This is a genomic window from Variovorax sucrosi, from assembly GCF_051216635.1.
GTDB lineage: Bacteria > Pseudomonadota > Gammaproteobacteria > Burkholderiales > Burkholderiaceae_C > Variovorax.
In genome coordinates this window covers 510,975-528,293 of sequence record NZ_JBPJZU010000003.1, presented here as the reverse complement: position 1 = coordinate 528,293, position 17,319 = coordinate 510,975, and the positions used below count along the sequence as shown (strand labels likewise).

At 65.5% G+C, this 17,319-nt stretch carries 19 protein-coding genes; 2 read left to right on the top strand and 17 right to left on the bottom strand.

Annotated features, from left to right (window positions below; translation table 11 throughout):
- Positions 1 to 11 precede the first annotated feature (11 nt).
- The 15 genes from lepB to ACSFBE_RS08505 form a co-directional block, all read right to left on the bottom strand.
- Positions 12 to 983, bottom strand: a complete 972-nt coding sequence (gene lepB, locus ACSFBE_RS08575) for a signal peptidase I (protein WP_435489951.1) — start codon at positions 981 to 983, stop codon at positions 12 to 14.
- A gap of 140 nt (positions 984 to 1,123) precedes the next feature.
- Complete coding sequence (gene lepA / locus ACSFBE_RS08570) at positions 1,124 to 2,935, bottom strand: translation elongation factor 4 (RefSeq protein ID WP_435489950.1); 1,812 nt, start codon at positions 2,933 to 2,935, stop codon at positions 1,124 to 1,126.
- Positions 2,936 to 3,457: 522 nt separating this feature from the next.
- Positions 3,458 to 4,942, bottom strand: a complete 1,485-nt coding sequence (locus ACSFBE_RS08565; RefSeq protein ID WP_435489949.1) for a DegQ family serine endoprotease — start codon at positions 4,940 to 4,942, stop codon at positions 3,458 to 3,460.
- 114 nt (positions 4,943 to 5,056) lie between these two features.
- Positions 5,057 to 6,097 carry a MucB/RseB C-terminal domain-containing protein gene (locus tag ACSFBE_RS08560; protein WP_435489948.1) on the bottom strand — a complete coding sequence of 347 codons (1,041 nt, stop codon included), beginning with the start codon at positions 6,095 to 6,097 and terminating at the stop codon, positions 5,057 to 5,059.
- 42 nt (positions 6,098 to 6,139) lie between these two features.
- Positions 6,140 to 6,808, bottom strand: coding sequence for a sigma-E factor negative regulatory protein (locus tag ACSFBE_RS08555; RefSeq protein WP_435489947.1), 669 nt, complete (start codon positions 6,806 to 6,808; stop codon positions 6,140 to 6,142).
- Positions 6,809 to 6,821: 13 nt separating this feature from the next.
- Positions 6,822 to 7,490, bottom strand: coding sequence for an RNA polymerase sigma factor RpoE (rpoE, locus tag ACSFBE_RS08550; protein WP_435489946.1), 669 nt, complete (start codon positions 7,488 to 7,490; stop codon positions 6,822 to 6,824).
- Entirely contained in the window at positions 7,487 to 7,966 is a 480-nt protein-coding gene (locus tag ACSFBE_RS08545) for a hypothetical protein (protein WP_435489945.1), read from the bottom strand. The genes rpoE and ACSFBE_RS08545 overlap by 4 nt, the downstream gene beginning before the upstream one ends.
- A 13-nt stretch (positions 7,967 to 7,979) precedes the next feature.
- Positions 7,980 to 9,224, bottom strand: coding sequence for a beta-ketoacyl-ACP synthase II (gene fabF / locus ACSFBE_RS08540; protein ID WP_435489944.1), 1,245 nt, complete (start codon positions 9,222 to 9,224; stop codon positions 7,980 to 7,982).
- A gap of 96 nt (positions 9,225 to 9,320) precedes the next feature.
- The gene (gene acpP, locus ACSFBE_RS08535; protein WP_140843300.1) at positions 9,321 to 9,560 is read right to left on the bottom strand and encodes an acyl carrier protein; all 240 of its coding nucleotides are present in this window, start codon (positions 9,558 to 9,560) and stop codon (positions 9,321 to 9,323) included.
- A gap of 100 nt (positions 9,561 to 9,660) precedes the next feature.
- Positions 9,661 to 10,404: a 3-oxoacyl-ACP reductase FabG gene (gene fabG, locus ACSFBE_RS08530; protein ID WP_435489943.1), complete on the bottom strand. Its 744-nt coding sequence runs from the start codon at positions 10,402 to 10,404 to the stop codon at positions 9,661 to 9,663.
- Positions 10,401 to 11,357, bottom strand: coding sequence for an ACP S-malonyltransferase (fabD, locus tag ACSFBE_RS08525; protein WP_435489942.1), 957 nt, complete (start codon positions 11,355 to 11,357; stop codon positions 10,401 to 10,403). The genes fabG and fabD overlap by 4 nt, the downstream gene beginning before the upstream one ends.
- 59 nt (positions 11,358 to 11,416) lie before the next feature.
- Positions 11,417 to 12,394 carry a beta-ketoacyl-ACP synthase III gene (locus tag ACSFBE_RS08520; RefSeq protein WP_435489941.1) on the bottom strand — a complete coding sequence of 326 codons (978 nt, stop codon included), beginning with the start codon at positions 12,392 to 12,394 and terminating at the stop codon, positions 11,417 to 11,419.
- Positions 12,394 to 13,482, bottom strand: a complete 1,089-nt coding sequence (plsX, locus tag ACSFBE_RS08515) for a phosphate acyltransferase PlsX (protein WP_435489940.1) — start codon at positions 13,480 to 13,482, stop codon at positions 12,394 to 12,396. The genes ACSFBE_RS08520 and plsX overlap by 1 nt, the downstream gene beginning before the upstream one ends.
- A 61-nt stretch (positions 13,483 to 13,543) precedes the next feature.
- Positions 13,544 to 13,726, bottom strand: a complete 183-nt coding sequence (rpmF, locus tag ACSFBE_RS08510; RefSeq protein ID WP_435489939.1) for a 50S ribosomal protein L32 — start codon at positions 13,724 to 13,726, stop codon at positions 13,544 to 13,546.
- A 144-nt stretch (positions 13,727 to 13,870) separates the two neighbouring features.
- Positions 13,871 to 14,419 (bottom strand): YceD family protein, encoded by a 549-nt coding sequence (locus ACSFBE_RS08505; RefSeq protein WP_435490008.1) that lies wholly within the window; start codon positions 14,417 to 14,419, stop codon positions 13,871 to 13,873.
- A gap of 37 nt (positions 14,420 to 14,456) precedes the next feature.
- On the opposite strand from ACSFBE_RS08505, the gene ACSFBE_RS08500 reads away from it, so the two are divergent.
- Together ACSFBE_RS08500 and ACSFBE_RS08495 are read left to right on the top strand one after the other, a co-directional pair.
- Complete coding sequence (locus ACSFBE_RS08500; protein ID WP_435489938.1) at positions 14,457 to 15,038, top strand: Maf family nucleotide pyrophosphatase; 582 nt, start codon at positions 14,457 to 14,459, stop codon at positions 15,036 to 15,038.
- On the top strand, positions 15,035 to 15,829 hold the full coding sequence (locus ACSFBE_RS08495; protein WP_435489937.1) for an SAM-dependent methyltransferase: 795 nt from the start codon (positions 15,035 to 15,037) through the stop codon (positions 15,827 to 15,829). Before ACSFBE_RS08500 ends, ACSFBE_RS08495 begins: the two co-directional genes overlap by 4 nt.
- An 11-nt stretch (positions 15,830 to 15,840) precedes the next feature.
- Here ACSFBE_RS08495 and ACSFBE_RS08490 read toward each other — a convergent pair whose 3' ends face one another.
- Both ACSFBE_RS08490 and ACSFBE_RS08485 read right to left on the bottom strand, forming a co-directional pair.
- Positions 15,841 to 16,881: a S49 family peptidase gene (locus tag ACSFBE_RS08490; protein WP_435489936.1), complete on the bottom strand. Its 1,041-nt coding sequence runs from the start codon at positions 16,879 to 16,881 to the stop codon at positions 15,841 to 15,843.
- Positions 16,882 to 16,942: 61 nt separating this feature from the next.
- On the bottom strand, positions 16,943 to 17,308 hold the full coding sequence (locus ACSFBE_RS08485; protein WP_435489935.1) for a Rieske (2Fe-2S) protein: 366 nt from the start codon (positions 17,306 to 17,308) through the stop codon (positions 16,943 to 16,945).
- Positions 17,309 to 17,319 lie beyond the last annotated feature (11 nt).

Sequence of the window (17,319 nt, the reverse complement as noted above, 5' to 3'; positions counted from 1 at the left end):
TGGATTGATTTTTATTGGAACGAACCGATGCGTCCGAGATTGCCGAAGTTCATCCAGACGAAGAACGCACGCCCCACGATGTTCTGGTCCGGCACGAAGCCCCAGTAGCGCGAATCCAGCGAGTTGTCGCGGTTGTCGCCCATCATGAAATAGTGACCCGCGGGCACCTTGCAGACCACGCCTTCGACACTGTAACGACAATTTACCTGGTTCGGGAAGGCCATGACCTCCACCTCCGAGATGCCGGCTCGGCGGCTGTCGTCGTTGAGCAGCTTGTGGGTCTTGTCGCCCAGGTTCTCGGTGTACTGCTTGAGGTAGCGCATCGTCTCCTCGTCGAAGTAGTCGGGAATGGCGTCCTTGTTGACCGGGTGCCCGTTGATCGTCAGCTTCTTGTTCAGGTAGGCCACCTCGTCGCCGGGCAGGCCGACCACGCGCTTGATGTAGTCGAGGCTGGGCTTGGGCGGATAGCGGAACACCATCACGTCGCCCCGCGCCGGTGTCCGGCCGTCGGTGATCTTGGTGTTGAGCACCGGCAGCCGCAGGCCATAGGTGAACTTGTTCACCAGGATCAGGTCGCCGGTGAGCAGCGTCGGCATCATCGATCCCGAAGGAATCTTGAAGGGCTCGAACAAAAAGGAGCGCAGCAGGAAGACCACCACGATCACCGGGAACAGCCCGGCCGTCCAGTCCAGCCACCAGGGCTGCATCAGCAGCCGCTCGCGGGCCTTCACATCGACGGTGTCGACCTGGGTGATGCCCTGGCGCGCCAGGTCCTCGCGGCGCTGGGCCAGCGAGGTCTCCAGCGTCGCCGCTGCGCGTCGGCGCCGCGGCAGGAAATAGAAGCGCTCGGCCACCCAGTAGAGGCCGGTGACCACGGTCGCCAGGAACAGCAGCAAGGCGAAGTTGCCTTCAACCGCGCCGAAGTACCAGGCGCCGACATAGCCGGCGAACGCGGCGAGGATAAGAGAGGTAAGGAATGCCATCTTCGTCTTCTTGTGGGTACGCCGCGCTAGCGACCGGCGCAAACCGATGCCAGAGATACCGCGGAACCGGCCTCGCCGGGCCGCCGGTATCGCCCCCTCGAAGGGGAGGCGCCGCAGGCGCTACGGGGGGGGTTCATTCTCTAGTCTTCGACCTGCAGGATTGCGAGGAAGGCCTCTTGCGGAACCTCGACCGAGCCGATCTGCTTCATGCGTTTCTTGCCCGCCTTCTGCTTCTCGAGCAGCTTCTTCTTGCGGGAGATGTCGCCGCCGTAGCACTTGGCGAGCACGTTCTTGCGCAGCGCCTTGATTGTCTCACGCGCGATGATGGTGACGCCGATGGCTGCCTGGATCGCCACGTCGTACATCTGGCGCGAAATGATCTCGCGCATCTTCGAGACGACCGCCCGGCCGCGGTATTGGCTCTGGCTGCGGTGCACGATGATCGACAGCGCATCGACCCGGTCGCCGTTGAGCAGGATGTCGACCTTGACCACGTCCGACGCGCGATATTCTTTGAATTCGTAATCCATCGACGCGTAGCCGCGGCTCTGCGACTTGAGCTTGTCGAAGAAGTCCAGGACGATCTCGCCGAGCGGCATCTCGTAGGTCAGCATGACCTGACGCCCGTGGTAGGCCATGTTCATCTGCACGCCGCGCTTCTGGTTGGCCAGCGTCATGACGGCACCGACGTATTCCTGCGGCATGTAGAGATGCACCGTGACGATCGGCTCGCGAATTTCGCTCATCCGGCCGACGTCGGGCATCTTGGACGGGTTCTCGACCATGATGACTTCGCCGTCGTTGCGCACCACCTGGTAGACCACGCTCGGCGCAGTGGTGATCAAGTCTTGGTCGAACTCGCGCTCGAGCCGCTCCTGCACGATCTCCATGTGCAGCAGGCCCAGGAAGCCGCAGCGGAAGCCGAAGCCAAGCGCCTGGCTCACTTCGGGCTCGTAGCGCAGCGACGAATCGTTGAGCTTCAGTTTTTCGAGCGCGTCGCGCAGCGACTCGTACTCGCTCGCCTCGGTGGGGTAGAGCCCTGCGAACACCTGCGGCTGGATTTCCTTGAAGCCCGGCAGCGCCTCCGTTGCCGTGGCGGCCGCACCGCCGGTACCGGTCTTGATCAGCGTGACGGTGTCGCCGACCTTCGCCGCCTGCAACTCCTTGATGCCCGCAATGATGTAGCCCACCTCGCCGGCCTCGAGCGATTCACGCGGCTCGTTGGCCGGCGTGAAGACGCCCAGGCTGTCGGCGTTGTACATCGCGCCCGAGGCCATCATCTTGATGCGCTCGCCCTTGCCGAGCCGGCCGTCGACCACGCGCACCAGCATCACCACGCCGACGTACGCGTCGAACCAGCTGTCGACGATCATCGCGCGCAGCGCACCGTCGGGATTGCCGCGGGGTGGCGGGACCTTCGCGACCACCGCTTCAAGAATCTCGTCGATGCCCATGCCCGTCTTCGCGGAGCAGGGGATGGCATCCGTCGCATCGATGCCGATCACGTCTTCGATCTCGGTGCGCGCGTTGTCGGGATCGGCGTTCGGCAGATCCATCTTGTTGAGCACCGGGATCACCTCGACGCCGAGGTCGAGCGCGGTGTAGCAGTTGGCGACGGTCTGTGCTTCCACGCCTTGCGATGCATCGACGACCAGCAGCGCGCCTTCACACGCGGACAGCGAGCGACTCACTTCGTACGAGAAGTCGACGTGGCCCGGTGTGTCGATCAGATTGAGGTTGTAGACCTGTCCGTCGCGCGCCTTGTAGTGCAGCGCAGCGGTCTGCGCCTTGATGGTTATCCCACGCTCTTTTTCGATGTCCATCGAGTCGAGCACCTGCGCTTCCATCTGGCGCTCTTCGAGGCCGCCGCAACGCTGGATCAATCGGTCTGCGAGCGTCGACTTGCCGTGGTCGATGTGCGCGATGATCGAAAAATTTCTGATGTGATTCATCAACGGGAACGCTTAAGTACTTGAATTGCCACGTACGCAGAACGCGTCAGGCAAGAAAAAAGGGCGCGTCCGAAAGAGACGCGCCCTGAACCAACAAGCAATGGCAACTGCAGTAGTTGGAACTTCATTGTAGGCAAAAAGGGGAACGCGTACATGTCGGCGCCGGGTCGGGAGGGCTCGTTGCAGGTCAACAACAAGAAAGTTATGAACAACTTATCAACAAAGTCGGTGGATGACCGATGGGACAACTTGTGGGCGATCTGTGGAGCGACGGTGGACTGTTATCTGGCATACCGCATGGTGGAGCGGTCTTGGTCCTTTATGCACCACGACTGCCGCCCACGCCACGCATTCTACTGAAAGGCGTCATAAGTCCATTAGAAAAGTTTGCATTCACTAACTTAAAGTGCTGATCGCGGTGGGCAAAAAACTTCGCTCGGGCTCGCAAAAACGTTGGCGCGATCCCAAAAAAAGGCCCCAAACCCGACTGCCGGGTGGGGCCACTTGACCGCGCCGCCAGGATCAGCGAGCGGGCCGGATCAGCGTGTACTGTGCCCATTCGCCGCGCCGGAACAGCACGCTCACGGGCTTGGACTTGTCTGCCTTGCCCACGGCGGCGTCGAACTCACGCAGGTTGGCGACCTCGATGTTGCCGACGGCCAGGATGACATCGCCCTCCTTGAGCCCCGCACGCGACGCGTTCTCGGTAGCGGCATCGATCTTCACGCCGCCACGCAGCTTCAGTTCTTTTTTCTGCGCCTCGGTGAGATCGCTCACCGCCAGACCCAGTGACTTGGCGGCCGCAGATGCGCTCGGCTTCGGGGCCGGCTCCTCCCGCTCGGCCGCCGTGCGGGCCGGCTTGTCCGGCTCGATCTCGGCCACAGTGACTGTCAGGTCGCGCGCGCTGCCGCGGCGGAAGACGGTGAGCGTGCTCTTGGTACCGGGCTTGGTGTTGCCGACCAGCCGAGGCAGGTCGCTCGGCCGTTCGATCGCCTTGCCATCGAACTTGGTGATGATGTCGCCTGCCTCGACGCCGGCTTTTTCACCTGGCGAGCCAGCCTCGACGCTGCGCACCAGGGCGCCCTGAGGCTTGCCCAGGCCGATCGATTCGGCCACGTCCTTCGTCACCTGGTCGATGCTGACGCCGATCCGTCCGCGTGACACCCGACCAGAGCTTCGCAGTTGCTCGCTCACGCGAATGGCCTCGTCGATCGGGATCGAGAAGGAGATGCCCATGAAGCCGCCGGAGCGTGAGTAGATCTGGCTGTTGATGCCGACCACCTCGCCGCGCATGTTGATCAGCGGCCCGCCGGAGTTGCCGGGATTGATGGCAACATCGGTTTGGATGAAGGGCAGGTAGTCACCCGTGTCGCGCTGCTTGGCACTCACGATGCCCGCGGTGACGGTGTTCTCGAGGCCGAAGGGCGAGCCGATCGCCATCACCCACTCGCCCACACGCAGCTTCGACACGTCGCCCATCTTCAACGCCGGCAGGCCGGTAGCGTCGATCTTGACCACGGCCACGTCGGTGCGCTTGTCGGCCCCAACGATCTTGGCCTTGAACTCGCGCTTGTCGGGCAGTGTGACCAGCACCTCGGAGGCATCCTCGACCACATGCGCATTGGTCATCACGAAGCCATCCGTGCTCAGGATGAAGCCCGAGCCGACACCGCGCGGCCGGCTTTCCTCCTGCGGCTCCTGCGGCCGGTTCGGCCGAGGCGTCTGGCGCGGTGGTTGGCCCGGCAGCGGCTGGCCGAAGAAGCGGCGGAAGAACTCCTGCATTTCCTCGTCCATCTCGCCGTTGCCGCCGCGCTGCGCGACCTTCTCCACGGTCCGAATGTTGACGACCGACGGGCCCACCTGATCGACCAGGTCGGTGAAGTCCGGCAATGCCCGGGCCTGCGCTTGCGCCGCTGCCATCGGCAGCGCACTGCCAGCCACAGACAACGCGAGCGCACAGGCGAAAACGTAGGACTGGAGTTTCTTCCCCTCGGCTTGAAACGTCATTTTCAAATCTCTTTCCATGGACAGACTGCGAACGAACATCGAGCTATGAATCCGCCCCGGTGGTTTGGTTCATCGCCTCCGCCGGCATCGGCGCCCTCTGCTGAAGCCACACCGTCAGCGTGTGCGCATCAGCCCCTGGGCGAAGGCCTGCAGCGTCTGCGGCGGCACTTCGCCCACCACCGTCAGCCACCAGTCTCCGCCTTTGTCGCTCAGGCGACGCGTGAGCGTGTAAGTGGCGCCCAGTGCCATCAGCGCCTCGCGCGGCTGACGTTGCGGTTCGTAGGGCTCGACGAAAAGCGACACGGAGGCAAGGCCATCGGAGAAGGTCCACTGCATCGTGCGCTCGGCCTTGGATTCTCCGTCGATTGCGCGTCGGTAGCAGTTGACGGGCTTGAAGCCCGGCACCGGCTCGCGCAGCGCCCAGCCCTCGGCCGACGCCGAGGTGCGCTCGAGGGCCGACTTCTCGATGCGATAGCCGGCCGTGTTGCCCATCATCTGGGCCAAGGCCTGCGTCTTGACCGGCGCTTCGAACTGCAATTCGGAGAATGCCGACTGCTCTACCACCCGACCGTCGCCGTCGACGGTCTGCAGCGCGACGACCAGGCCCGTGCGGCGCTCGCTCCAGACGCGGTAGCCGAAACGCAGCCCGTCGCGCGGCGCGAGCTGCAGCACGTCGGCGTCGAAACCCGCCACCCGCCCCTTGCCGAGCGCCCGCGCGTCGTAGAAGTCCCCAATGGCCGAATCCGGGGCGCCTGGCAGATTGGGGAAGAAGTCGAGGTTCTCGCGCTTCTCGCTTTTCACGACCTTCTCTTCGGGGAAGAAGGTCATCACATGCTCGTTGCGGCGGAAGGTGGAGCGCGGCGCGCCAGACAGGGCCTCGATCCGCTCCATCAGGACGTCACCGTCGGCCACATGCCAGATCCGCGAGCTCGACAGGTTGCCGGTGGCCGCCGAGACCACGAAGGTGCCGACATAGGTCCGCTGGCGCGAGGCCGCATGCATGCGGCGCAGCCAGTCCACCGTACTCAGCGGCTGCGGCTCACCCGATGGGACACCGGACACCTTGGCCGGCACCGGAGAGGTTCGCGTCTGCGCCACGGCCCACTGCGCGAGACAGAGGGCGGAAAGCACCAACAAGGCGCGGCGTACGTTCATCAGCGTGGCATCGATCTGAAAACAGGCTTCACCCAGCGCGCCTCAACGCGGGGCGCCCTCGAAGGTGGCGTTCCGCAAGAAGCCGGAGGGCATCTGCGCGCCACCGGCGGCCTGACGATGCGCCTCCAGCAGACGGTCCAGCCGCGGATCGCGCAACATCACCTGTGGCGCGTTGCTGCCGCTTCCGACCAGCACGCGGGTCGCACCGGCGCCGCCGGACGGCGCATTCTGCATCGCCGCCAGCACCGAACCTTCGGTGGCAGTGGGCACTGCCACCGGCTGCGCTTGCTGGAGCGCCAATTGCGGGCCCGACGCGGGCACGCCGGCACCGTTGCCGACCCAGTTCCAACCGATCGCCGCAGCTGCGGCGAGCGACGCCACACCGGCGACCAGCTTCCACCGAAAGACCGGCTCGTTGGCCGCTTCGACATGGGGCGTGAGCACCGGTTGTTGCACCACCGGCAGCACGCGAGGTGCCGGTTCGGCGGCGAGTCGAGCCTGGAAACGGGCCAGGAACTGGTCGCCGTCGGTGCATGCCGAGGGACGACCGGTGCGCAGCACCTCGCCCACCACATGGTAGGTGCGCCAAGCGGCCTGCAGCTCGCTGTCGGCGCAGAGGCGATCGACCGTCCGGGCGAAGGCCTCGCCCTGCAGTTGGCCGTCCGCCAAGGCCGACAGTTCTTCGCGCACTGACTCTGGGGTATGTTTCATCTCATTCACCTGCTTACCAACGCTTGCCGGACTGGTTGTCGAGCATGGGTTTGACCCGGGCCGAAATGGCTTCGCGCGCCCGGAATATGCGCGAGCGCACCGTGCCGATGGGACAGTTCATCACCTCGGCAATCTCTTCGTAACTCATGCCCTCGATCTCGCGCAGCGTGACCGCCTGCCGCAGTTCTGCAGGCAAAGCGTCCATCGCAGCTTCCACTGCCGCAGCGATCTCGTTGGCCGCCAGCACGGTTTCGGGGGTTTCGTCGCTGATTGGTTCGTTTCCCGGCCGGTAAGTTTCATCGTCTTCGGATGAAGAGGGCCGCAAGGCGCTTTCGGAGATCGTGGGGTCGCGCTTCATATCGACCAGCGCCTTCTTGGCCGTGTTCACCGCGATGCGGTAGAGCCAGGTGTAGAACTGGGCCTCACCGCGAAATTGATGCAGCGCCCGGTAGGCGCGGATGAAGGTTTCCTGCGCGATGTCCTCGACCAGATCCACATCGCGAACCATCCGGCCGATGAGCCGCTCAATGCGGCGCTGGTACTTGATCACCAGCACTTCGAAGGCTTTCTGATCGCCCGCGACGGTGCGTTGGACGAGCTGGAAATCGACTTCGCCCGGCCGCGGCTCCGCTGCGCCGGCGGAATCGGCGTCGGGCGGACCGGGCGGAGGGGAGGTTGTCATCGGTACGAAGGCGGCGCGCCGAGAGTCGGCGCCTGCGCAGGCGCATCGGCCGGTGGCGCTGTCGGGGCGCGCGAATATACCGCACGGCGAAGGTCCAGCCAGCGCGAGGGGTCGGAACGCCGCTCCAGCCAGAGCCACGGCCGGGCACGGCCTGGTTCGGTCAGCCGCACCAGCAACAGGAACTGCAGGTCGAGTCCCACTTCGGCGCGCGCAGCGCCCAGCGGCAGCGGCCCCGACCACGACCAGTGCTGGCCGTCGAATCGCAGCTGCCCTCGCTGGCGATGGCGGCCGAAGTGCCACGCCGCAAGGCCGGCGGCCACTACGCTGGCTAGCAGCGCCCCTGTCCGAAGGTCGAAGCCCTGCCGGACGGCGGCCTGGCAGGCGCCCAACGCGCCGACGAGCCAGATCGATGACAGCACCGCTTGCGCCCCGGGCGAATGCCCCACCGGGTAGCTCACCGCCGGGGCGCTGTGCATGCTGCGATTGGCGTCAAGCGCGCTTGAACACCAGCGTACCGTTGGTGCCGCCGAAGCCGAAGTTGTTCTTCACCGCAACGTCGATCTTCATGTCCCGCGCCTCGTTGGCGCAGTAGTCGAGATCGCACTCCGGATCCTGATTGAAGATGTTGATCGTCGGCGGGCTCTTCTGATGGTGCAGCGCGAGCACGGTGAACACCGACTCGATCCCGCCAGCACCCCCCAGAAGATGACCGGTCATCGACTTGGTCGAATTCACGACCAGTTTCTTCGCGTGATCGCCGAAGGCGAGCTTGACGGCATTCGTCTCGTTGACGTCGCCGATCTGGGTCGAGGTGCCGTGCGCGTTGAGGTACTGCACCTCATCGGCATTGACACCGGCGTTGGCCAGTGCCATCACCATCGAACGGCGAGGGCCGTCGACATCGGGCGCGGTCATGTGATACGCGTCGCCTGTGAGGCCGAAGCCCGAGACTTCCGCATAGATCTTGGCACCGCGCGCCTTGGCACGTTCGTACTCCTCGAGCACCAGCACGCCGGCGCCCTCGCCCAGCACGAAGCCGTCGCGGTCCTTGTCCCAGGGCCGCGACGCGGTGGCTGGATCGTCGTTGCGGGTGCTCAGCGCCCGCGGCGCGGTGAAGCCGCCGATGCCGAGCGGCGAAATCGTGGATTCCGCACCGCCAGCGATCATCACGTCGGCGTCGCCGTACTCGATCATGCGCGCCGAGGTGCCGATGGCATGCAACCCGGTGGTACACGCCGTCACGACAGCGATGTTCGGCCCCTTGAAGCCGAACTTGATCGACACGTGGCCCGAGATCATGTTGATGATCGAGGCCGGCACGAAGAACGGCGAAATGCGGCGCGGGCCGCGGTTCGTGTATTCACCGTGCGTCTCTTCGATCATCGGCAGCCCGCCGATGCCCGAGCCGATATTGCAACCGATGCGCACGGCATCGTCATAGGACAGGTCGCTGCCGATGGGCAGCCCGCTGTCCTGCACCGCCTGGATGGCGGCGGCAAAGCCCAGATGAATGAAGCGGTCCATGTGGCGCGCTTCCTTCTCCGAGATGTACTGGGTGATGTCGAAACCCTTGACCTCACCAGCAAACTTGCAGGCGAAGGCGCTTGCATCGAATGCGGTGATGTTAGCGATGCCCGACTTCCCGGCCAACAGGTTGGACCAGGCGTCAGACACCGTGTTTCCGACAGGAGCGATGCAACCGAGTCCGGTCACCACGACGCGGCGTTTGGTCATGCCGGCAAACCTTTCTGGGGAAGCACCGAAGCCGTCTTGCGGTGCACGCGGCGCGAATGCGCCGCGGACCGGGATCGGCGTCCGATGCGCGGCCGATCAGGCCTTTTGATTCTTGGAGGCGTAGTCGACGGCGTTCTGCACCGTCGTGATCTTCTCTGCGTCTTCGTCAGGGATCTCGATGCCAAACTCGTCTTCGAGCGCCATCACCAGTTCCACCGTGTCGAGCGAGTCGGCACCCAGATCCGCCACGAAGGCCTTTTCGTTGGTGACTTGGGACTCTTCCACGCCGAGCTGCTCGGCGATGATTTTCTTGACACGTGCTTCGATATCGCTCATTTGGTTCCCTCTGAGGGTTTGTAAAGAATCGGTGGATTTTAGCCGGCCGGCCATGGGCGTTTGCCCCACCGGCCGGACAGAAACGAATTGGGTCGGCCGCTTACATGTGCATGCCGCCGTTGACGTGCAGTTCCTGCCCCGTCACGTAGCCGGCCTGAGGCGAAGCAAGGTACGCCACCGCATGGGCGATGTCGGCCGGTTTGCCCAGATGCCCGAGCGGAATCTGCGACAACAGCGCCTGCTGCTGCGCTTCCGGAAGGCTCGCGGTCATGTCGGTCTCGATGAAGCCCGGCGCGACGCAGTTGACGGTGATGTTCCGGCTGCCGAGTTCGCGCGCGAGCGCTCGCGTCATGCCGGCGACGCCGGCCTTCGCGGCTGCGTAGTTGGCCTGCCCGGCATTGCCGGAAGCGCCCACCACGCTGGTGATGCTGACGATGCGGCCGTAGCGCTGCTTCATCATCGGCCGGATGGCCGCGCGCGACAGGCGGAAGACGGCCTTGAGGTTGGTGTCGAGCACCGCATCCCAGTCGTCGTCCTTCAGGCGCATGGCCAGCATGTCGCGGGTGATGCCGGCGTTGTTCACCACGACGTGCAGTCCGCCATAGGTCTTGACGATCTCGTCGACCAGCGCCTCGAGCGCGGCGCCGTCGTTCACGTCCAGTGCGCGGCCGCGGCCATCGAAGGCGCTGAGTGCTGCGGTGATCTTCTGGGCACCCTCTTCCGTGGTTCCGGTGCCGATGACCTTCAGGCCGCGGTGGGCGAGTTCCAGCGCGATGGCCGCGCCGATGCCGCGCGACGCGCCGGTCACGAGAGCGATCTGCCCTTCGAATTTGATGGTGCTCATGGGGTGTTCAGCAGTTGCCGGGTATCGGCGAGCGTCGCCGGATCGTAGACGGTCGCCGTGACAATGTCGGGCGCGATGCGCTTGACCATGCCGGAGAGAATGCGGCCTGGCCCGCATTCCACGATCGCGCCGACGCCGCGGGCCTTCAAGGCTTCCACGCTTTCGACCCAGCGCACCGGGCCCGCCGCCTGCCGCACCAGCGCGTCGCGGATGCGGTCCGCGGCGGTTTCCACCGCGACGTCGATGTTGTTCAGCACCGGAATGCGTGGCGCCGCGAAATCGACCGATGCGAGCTTCTCGCGCAGGGCCTCCGCCGCCGGTCGCATCAGGCTCGAATGGAAAGGCGCCGACACCGGCAACAGCAGTGCCCGCTTCGCGCCGCTCGCCTTGAGCACTTCGCAAGCCTTGTCGACCGCAGCCTTGCTCCCGGCGATCACCGTCTGCATGGGATCGTTGAAATTGACGGCTTCGACGCACTCGCGGCTGTCTGCACCGAAGCTCGCCGTGACCTCGGCGCAGCCGGCGATCACCTTGGCGGCATCCATGCCCAGCACCGCGGCCATGGCACCGGTGCCGACCGGCACGGCCTGCTGCATCGCCTGGGCCCGGAAACGCACCAGCGGCGCCGCTTGCGCCAGCGTCAGCACGCCTGCGGCCACGAGTGCAGAGTATTCGCCGAGCGAATGTCCGGCCACGATGTCGGGTGTCGCACCGCCCTCGGCCAACCAGGCACGCCAGGCGGCCACCCCCGCCACCAACATCACCGGCTGTGTGTTGGTGGTGAGCGCAAGCGCCTCTTTCGGCCCGCTGTGAATCAGTTCAGTCAGGTCTTCATCAAGCGCCGCCGAAGCCTCCCGCAGGGTTTCCACCACCGCGGGATGGCCTGCCCAGGCGTCGAGCATACCGACGGCCTGCGAGCCTTGGCCGGGAAATACGAATGCGAAGGAAGTCATGGTCTCTCTTGTCTCTGGAATGCGAATCTCCGGGGCCGCTTGCCGCGCGCCCCCGATGCTCACAGGGTCAGGAGCACCGCGCCCCAGGTGAATCCGCCGCCCACACCTTCGAGCATGACGGTTTCCCCTTGCCGGATCTTGCCGCTGCGCACCGCGTCGTCGAGGGCCAGCGGGATCGAGGCCGCCGAGGTGTTGCCGTGGTCGTGCACCGTCACCACCAGTTTCTCGCGCGGCAGCTTCAGCTTCTTCGCAGTGCCTTCCATGATGCGGATGTTCGCCTGGTGCGGAATGAGCCAGTCGATGTCGGCCTCGGTCTTGCCCGCCTTGGCGAGCGTCGCGCGGGCCGCATCCTCCAGCACGCGGACCGCCAGCTTGAAGACAGCCTGCCCGTCCATGTGCAGCAGCGGGGTGCCCAGCACCTTGCCGCCCGACACCTGGCCGGGCACGCACAGGATGCCGACGTGCTTGCCGTCGGCATGCAGGTCGCTCGCCAGAATGCCGGGCGTATCGCTGGCTTCGAGCACCACCGCCCCCGCGCCGTCACCGAACAGCACGCAGGTGGTGCGGTCATTGAAGTCGAGGATGCGCGAGAACACTTCGGCACCCACCACCAGCGCGCAGCGCGCGCTGCCCGTCTTGATCATCGCGTCGGCGATCGTGAGTGCGTAGACGAAGCCGCTGCAGACGGCCTGCACATCGAAGGCCGGGCAGCCGGCGATGCCCAACTTGTGCTGCAGGATGGCAGCCGACGACGGGAACACCATGTCCGGCGTCGAGGTCGCGACCACGATCAGGTCGACATCCTCCGCCTTGCGACCGGAGGCTTCCAGGGCGCGCCGAGCGGCTTCGAGGGCCAGATCGCTGCTGGTCACGTCGGGTTCAGCGAAATGACGTGCCCGGATGCCGGTCCGTTCGACGATCCACTGATCGGAGGTTTCAATGCCGCGCGTTGCCAAGTCGCGCGCGAGTTCGTCATTCGTGACGCGCCGCGGCGGCAGGTAACTGCCGGTGCCGGTGATACGGGAGAAAGGGGTCATCAGACGTGGAGCGAGGGCGCATCGGCCGGCGCCGCCGGATTCGTCCGCGCGAGCAGTGGCGCGGCGTGGGCGATGCGGGCTCGCACGCGGTCGAGCAGGTTGTTGCGAGCGGCATCATAAGCGCGATCCAAGGCGTAACCGAACGCCACCTCGTCCGCCGACCCATGGCTCTTGAAGACCAGTCCGCGCAGCCCCAAAAGTGCAGCCCCGTTGTAACGGCGATGATCCAGTCGCTTTTTGAGCGCTTTTAGAACCGGATAGGAAACGATCGCAGCAAATTTGCTGAAGAGTCCATTCGAGTACTCGAAGCGCAGGAAGTCGACAATCATTGCCGCCACACCTTCGGTCGCTTTCAGCGTCACGTTACCAACAAAGCCGTCACAAACGACGATGTCCGTGGTGCCTTTGAAAATGTCGTTGCCTTCGACATTGCCGTAGAAGTTCAAATCCTTGGACTTGGCGGCCGCTCGCAGCAGTTGGCTTGCTTTCTTGATCGTTTCGCTGCCCTTGATCGCCTCTTCACCGACGTTGAGCAGGCCAACGGTGGGCGACTCGTTGCCCGTGAGCGCGGACACGAGCGCAGAGCCGAGGACGGCGAACTGCAAGAGGTCTTCGGCATCGCAGTCGACGTTGGCGCCCAGGTCCAGCACCGTTGTCGCCCCGCCTTTGCTGTTGGGCAGTTGCGGCGCGATTGCCGGCCGATCGATGCCTTCCAGCGTCTTCAACAGATAGCGCGCGATCGCCATCAAAGCGCCCGTGTTGCCGGCAGAAATAGCCGCCTGGGCACAGTCATCCTTGACCTGCTGGATCGCGACACGCATCGAAGAGTCTTTCTTCTTGCGCAAGGCGATCTCGATCGGGTCGTCCATGGCGACGACCTCGGTCGCACCCACCACCGTCGCGCGAGGGTGCGAGAAGTGCTTCAGCGCCTCAAGCTGGCCGACCAGGCACAAGCGAGCCTCGGGATGCCGCTCCAGAAAGGCCAAGCAGGCCGGCAGCGTGACGCGCGGGCCATGGTCGCCACCCATGCAATCCACGGCCAGCGTGATTGCGGAAGGGGCAGGAGCGAGAGAAGGAGAAATGACCATCAAAACAAAGGCCCGACGCTACGGCAGAAGTAGCTTCGGGCCTCGGCCTTGAATCAGGAGATCAGGACTCGGACTTGGTCTTCAGAACCTTGCGGCCACGGTAGAAGCCGGTGGGGCTGATGTGGTGACGCAGGTGCGTCTCGCCCGTCGTGGGCTCGACGGCGATGCCGGGCACGGTCAGCGCATTGTGCGAACGGTGCATGCCGCGCTTGGAAGGCGACTTCTTGTTTTGCTGGACGGCCATGATGGCTCCTGGAATTCGGTTGGGTGGTGGGCATGCGGGGCGGCATCGAATCGAGGCCCGGAGGCTGCTTGACCGATGGCGGCGCGCGCGAAGCCCACGATTATAGCGCGGACCATCCACGGGCGCTACCACCGAGCCGAACACTCAGTCGGTCTTGCGTCCACGCAGCGCGCCGAGCACGGCAAAGGGCTTTGCCGCCGTCTCCTCGGCCTGCTCGAAGTCGGGGTCGACCGCCGACAGCTGAACCGGAACCGGGCACACCTCGTGCCGCGGCGTGACCGGGACCTCCATGAGCAATTCGTCTTCGATCAGGCCCAGCAGGTCGAAGTCCCGCTCGGCAGCGAGAACATCTTCCTCGGACGACTCGTCCTCCAAGGCCGCCGTTGCCTCGTCGGCAGCGAAGCGGAACGATCGGTCGACGGTCAGCGGGAGTTGCACCGGCGTCAGGCAACGCTGGCAGACGAAGGGAAGGACCGTATCGACCTTCAGATGCAACCACGGCGCCATGACGCCCTCGCTGCCAGCGCGGAGTTCGCCGCGCACTTCCCACGACACGTGGGCCTGCGGTGCAGGCTCTGCCAGCTCGGCGCTCAAGCGCTGGAACTCGGGCGCCGGCGCGTTGCCGGTCAAGGCGGCCGCGGCGGTTGCAAAGGCGGTCACATCGAGCCGTGACGTTACAAATTCTCTGTTCATTCCGGCCAGTCTAAACCGCTCGCGCACAATTGCGCCCATGCCACGTACGCTGATCCTTGCCTCGACCTCCCGCTACCGCCGCGAACTCCTGGAACGCCTGCGGCTGCCCTTCGAGGTGCAGCCCCCGGACGTGGACGAAACGCCGCTGGCCGGAGAGACGCCGCCGGCGCTCGCTCAGCGACTGGCGCTGGCCAAGGCGCATGCCGTGGCAGCGCAATTTCCCGAGGCGGTGGTGATCGGTTCCGACCAGGTCGCCGACCTGCAGGGCGAGCCGCTCGGCAAACCGGGCGACCATGCGCGCGCCACTGCGCAACTCCGGCGCATGCGGGGCCAGACCTTGGTGTTCCAGACCGCCGTTGCCGTCGTGTGCGCAGCGACCGGCTTCAGCGCGCACGACGTGGCGCCGGTGCGCGTGGTGTTCCGCCCCCTCAGCGACGAGGCGATCGAAAGCTATCTGCTTGCCGAGGCGCCTTACGACTGCGCAGGAAGCGCCAAGAGCGAGGGCCTGGGCATTGCCCTGCTCGACGCCATCGACAGCGACGACCCGACCGCACTGATCGGGCTGCCCCTGATCCGCACCTGCCGCATGCTGCGCGCCGCCGGCGTGGACTTGCTGTGAGCGCCGGGACTTTTGCCGACGCTGCGCCGGACGGCGCCCGCGGCAAGCTGTACTTGGTGCCTGCCCCGCTGGATTTCGGCTGCGAGCTCCAGGCGCCGTTGCAGGACGCGCTGCCGCTCGGCACGCTACAAGCGGCAGCACGCATCACGCACTGGATCTGCGAAAACGCCAAGTCGGCCCGCGCCTACCTCAAGCGGATCGACGCGATCGTCCCCCTGGCCGAACCGCTGCAGGCTCAGCAGATTCAGGAACTGCCCCGCGAAGTTCACAAGAAGGGCGACCACACCGGCCAGTTCGATGCCCGCCCCTTGCTCGCGGCAGCACTCGCGGGGCATGACATCGGACTGCTCAGTGAAGCGGGCATGCCGGCCGTGGCCGATCCGGGCTCGTCCGTTGCACGGGCCGCGCACGATCTCGGCATCGCCGTGGTGCCGCTGACCGGGCCGGTGTCGCTGCTGCTAGCCCTGGCGGCGAGCGGCTTGAACGGACAGAACTTCGCTTTCGTCGGCTACCTGCCGCAGGAAGCCGCCGCCCGCGGCCAGCGAATCCGGGAGCTCGAGGCGCTGGCGCTGCGCAGCGGCCAGACGCAGCTTTTCATCGAAACCCCCTATCGCAATGCCGCCCTGCTGCAGGCGCTCACGCAAACCCTGCAGCACAACACACGGCTGGCGGTGGCGCGCGGTCTGACGCTGGCCACAGCGGAAGTGCGCAGCGAAACCGTGAAAGCCTGGCGAGCCCGTGCACCGACGGCGGACGACCGCCTGCCAGCCGTCTTTGCGATCGGGCGCTGAGGCGACGCGCCTCAGCGCAGCGCCGGAACGCTGCGCAGCGCGCGCATCGACGCATCGCCCATCGCGGCGCCGAACTTCTTGGCCAGCTTTTCGGCCACGTTGTCGCGACGGGTGTAGTCGATAACCTCTTCGGCCTTGATCACTTCGCGGGCAACGAAATCGACATTGCCCAGTTGATCGGCCAAGCCCAGTTCGACCGCGCGCTGGCCGTCCCAGAACAAGCCGCTGAACAGGCCGGGCGTATCGGACTTGAGACGCTCGCCCCGGCCCTTCTTCACGACGTCGATGAACTGGGCGTGGATCTGGTTGAGCATCTGCTGTGCATGCGCCCGCTGGGCGTCGCTCATCGGGCTGAAAGGGTCGAGGAAACCCTTGTTTTCCCCGGCCGTCAGCAAGCGGCGCTCCACGCCGAGCTTCTCCATCGTGCCGGTGAAGCCGAAGCCGTCCATCAGCACGCCGATGCTGCCGACGATGCTCGCCTTGTCGACATAGATCTTGTCGGTGGCGGCGGCGATGTAGTAGGCCGCGGAGGCGCAGGTCTCCTCGACCACAGCGTACACCGGCTTGTTGTGCTTGGCCTTCAGGCGGCGGATCTCGTCGTGGATGATGCCCGCCTGCACCGGGCTGCCGCCGGGCGAGTTGATGAGCAAGACCACGCCCTTGGCGCCAGCGTCTTCGAAGGCGGTCTTCATGGCCGCGACCACGAATTCGGCGCTGGCGTCGGACCCGTTGGCGATCTCGCCCTTGATCTCGACCACGGCGGTGTGGGCGGTGGTGGTGGCGGCGCTCGGCGCGCCCCGCGACAGGGCGAGCCAGACGAGAAACACGAAGAAGGCCAGCCATGACAGCCTCACGAAGGTCTTCCAGCGGCGTGTCGTGCGCTGCTCTCGCAGCGACGCGAACGCCAGTTTTTCAAGCGTGGCACGCTCCCAGCCGGGCTGAGAGGTCGGATCGTTCTTGGACATGGTGGTCGCAGATGGCGCACCCGAAATCGGGGCGGGACGTTCGAAAGGCTCGAAACCCTGGGGTTCCGTGCGGGTGGGATCGGTCATGTCGGGCGGGGCGGCGGCCTTGCACAAGGCGACCGACGGGGTTTCGGAGGGTGGGGTGTGCCTAGAAAGCGATCGGCTGGAGGTTCCAGTCAGTATGCCAGTGCACGACGCCGTCTCTCTCGGTCAGCGAGATTTTCACCAGGCCGCCGCGGCACGGTCCGCCCTCGCAGGCACCGGTGTCCGGGCGGTACACGGCGCCGTGGGTGGCGCACAACAGCCACTGGCCGGTGTCGTCGAAGAAGCGGTCCGGCTGATAGTCCATCTCCATCGCGACATGGCTGCAGCGGTTGAGGTATGCGTGGGCCTGCCCCTCGAAGCGGATCGCAAAGGCACGGCAGGTTTCGCCCGCGTGGACGACGTCGAAAGGCACGGCCAGGCCGCCTTCCATCAGGTCGGACGAGTTGCACAGGGCAATGGTGTCGGTCATGTCGAATGTCT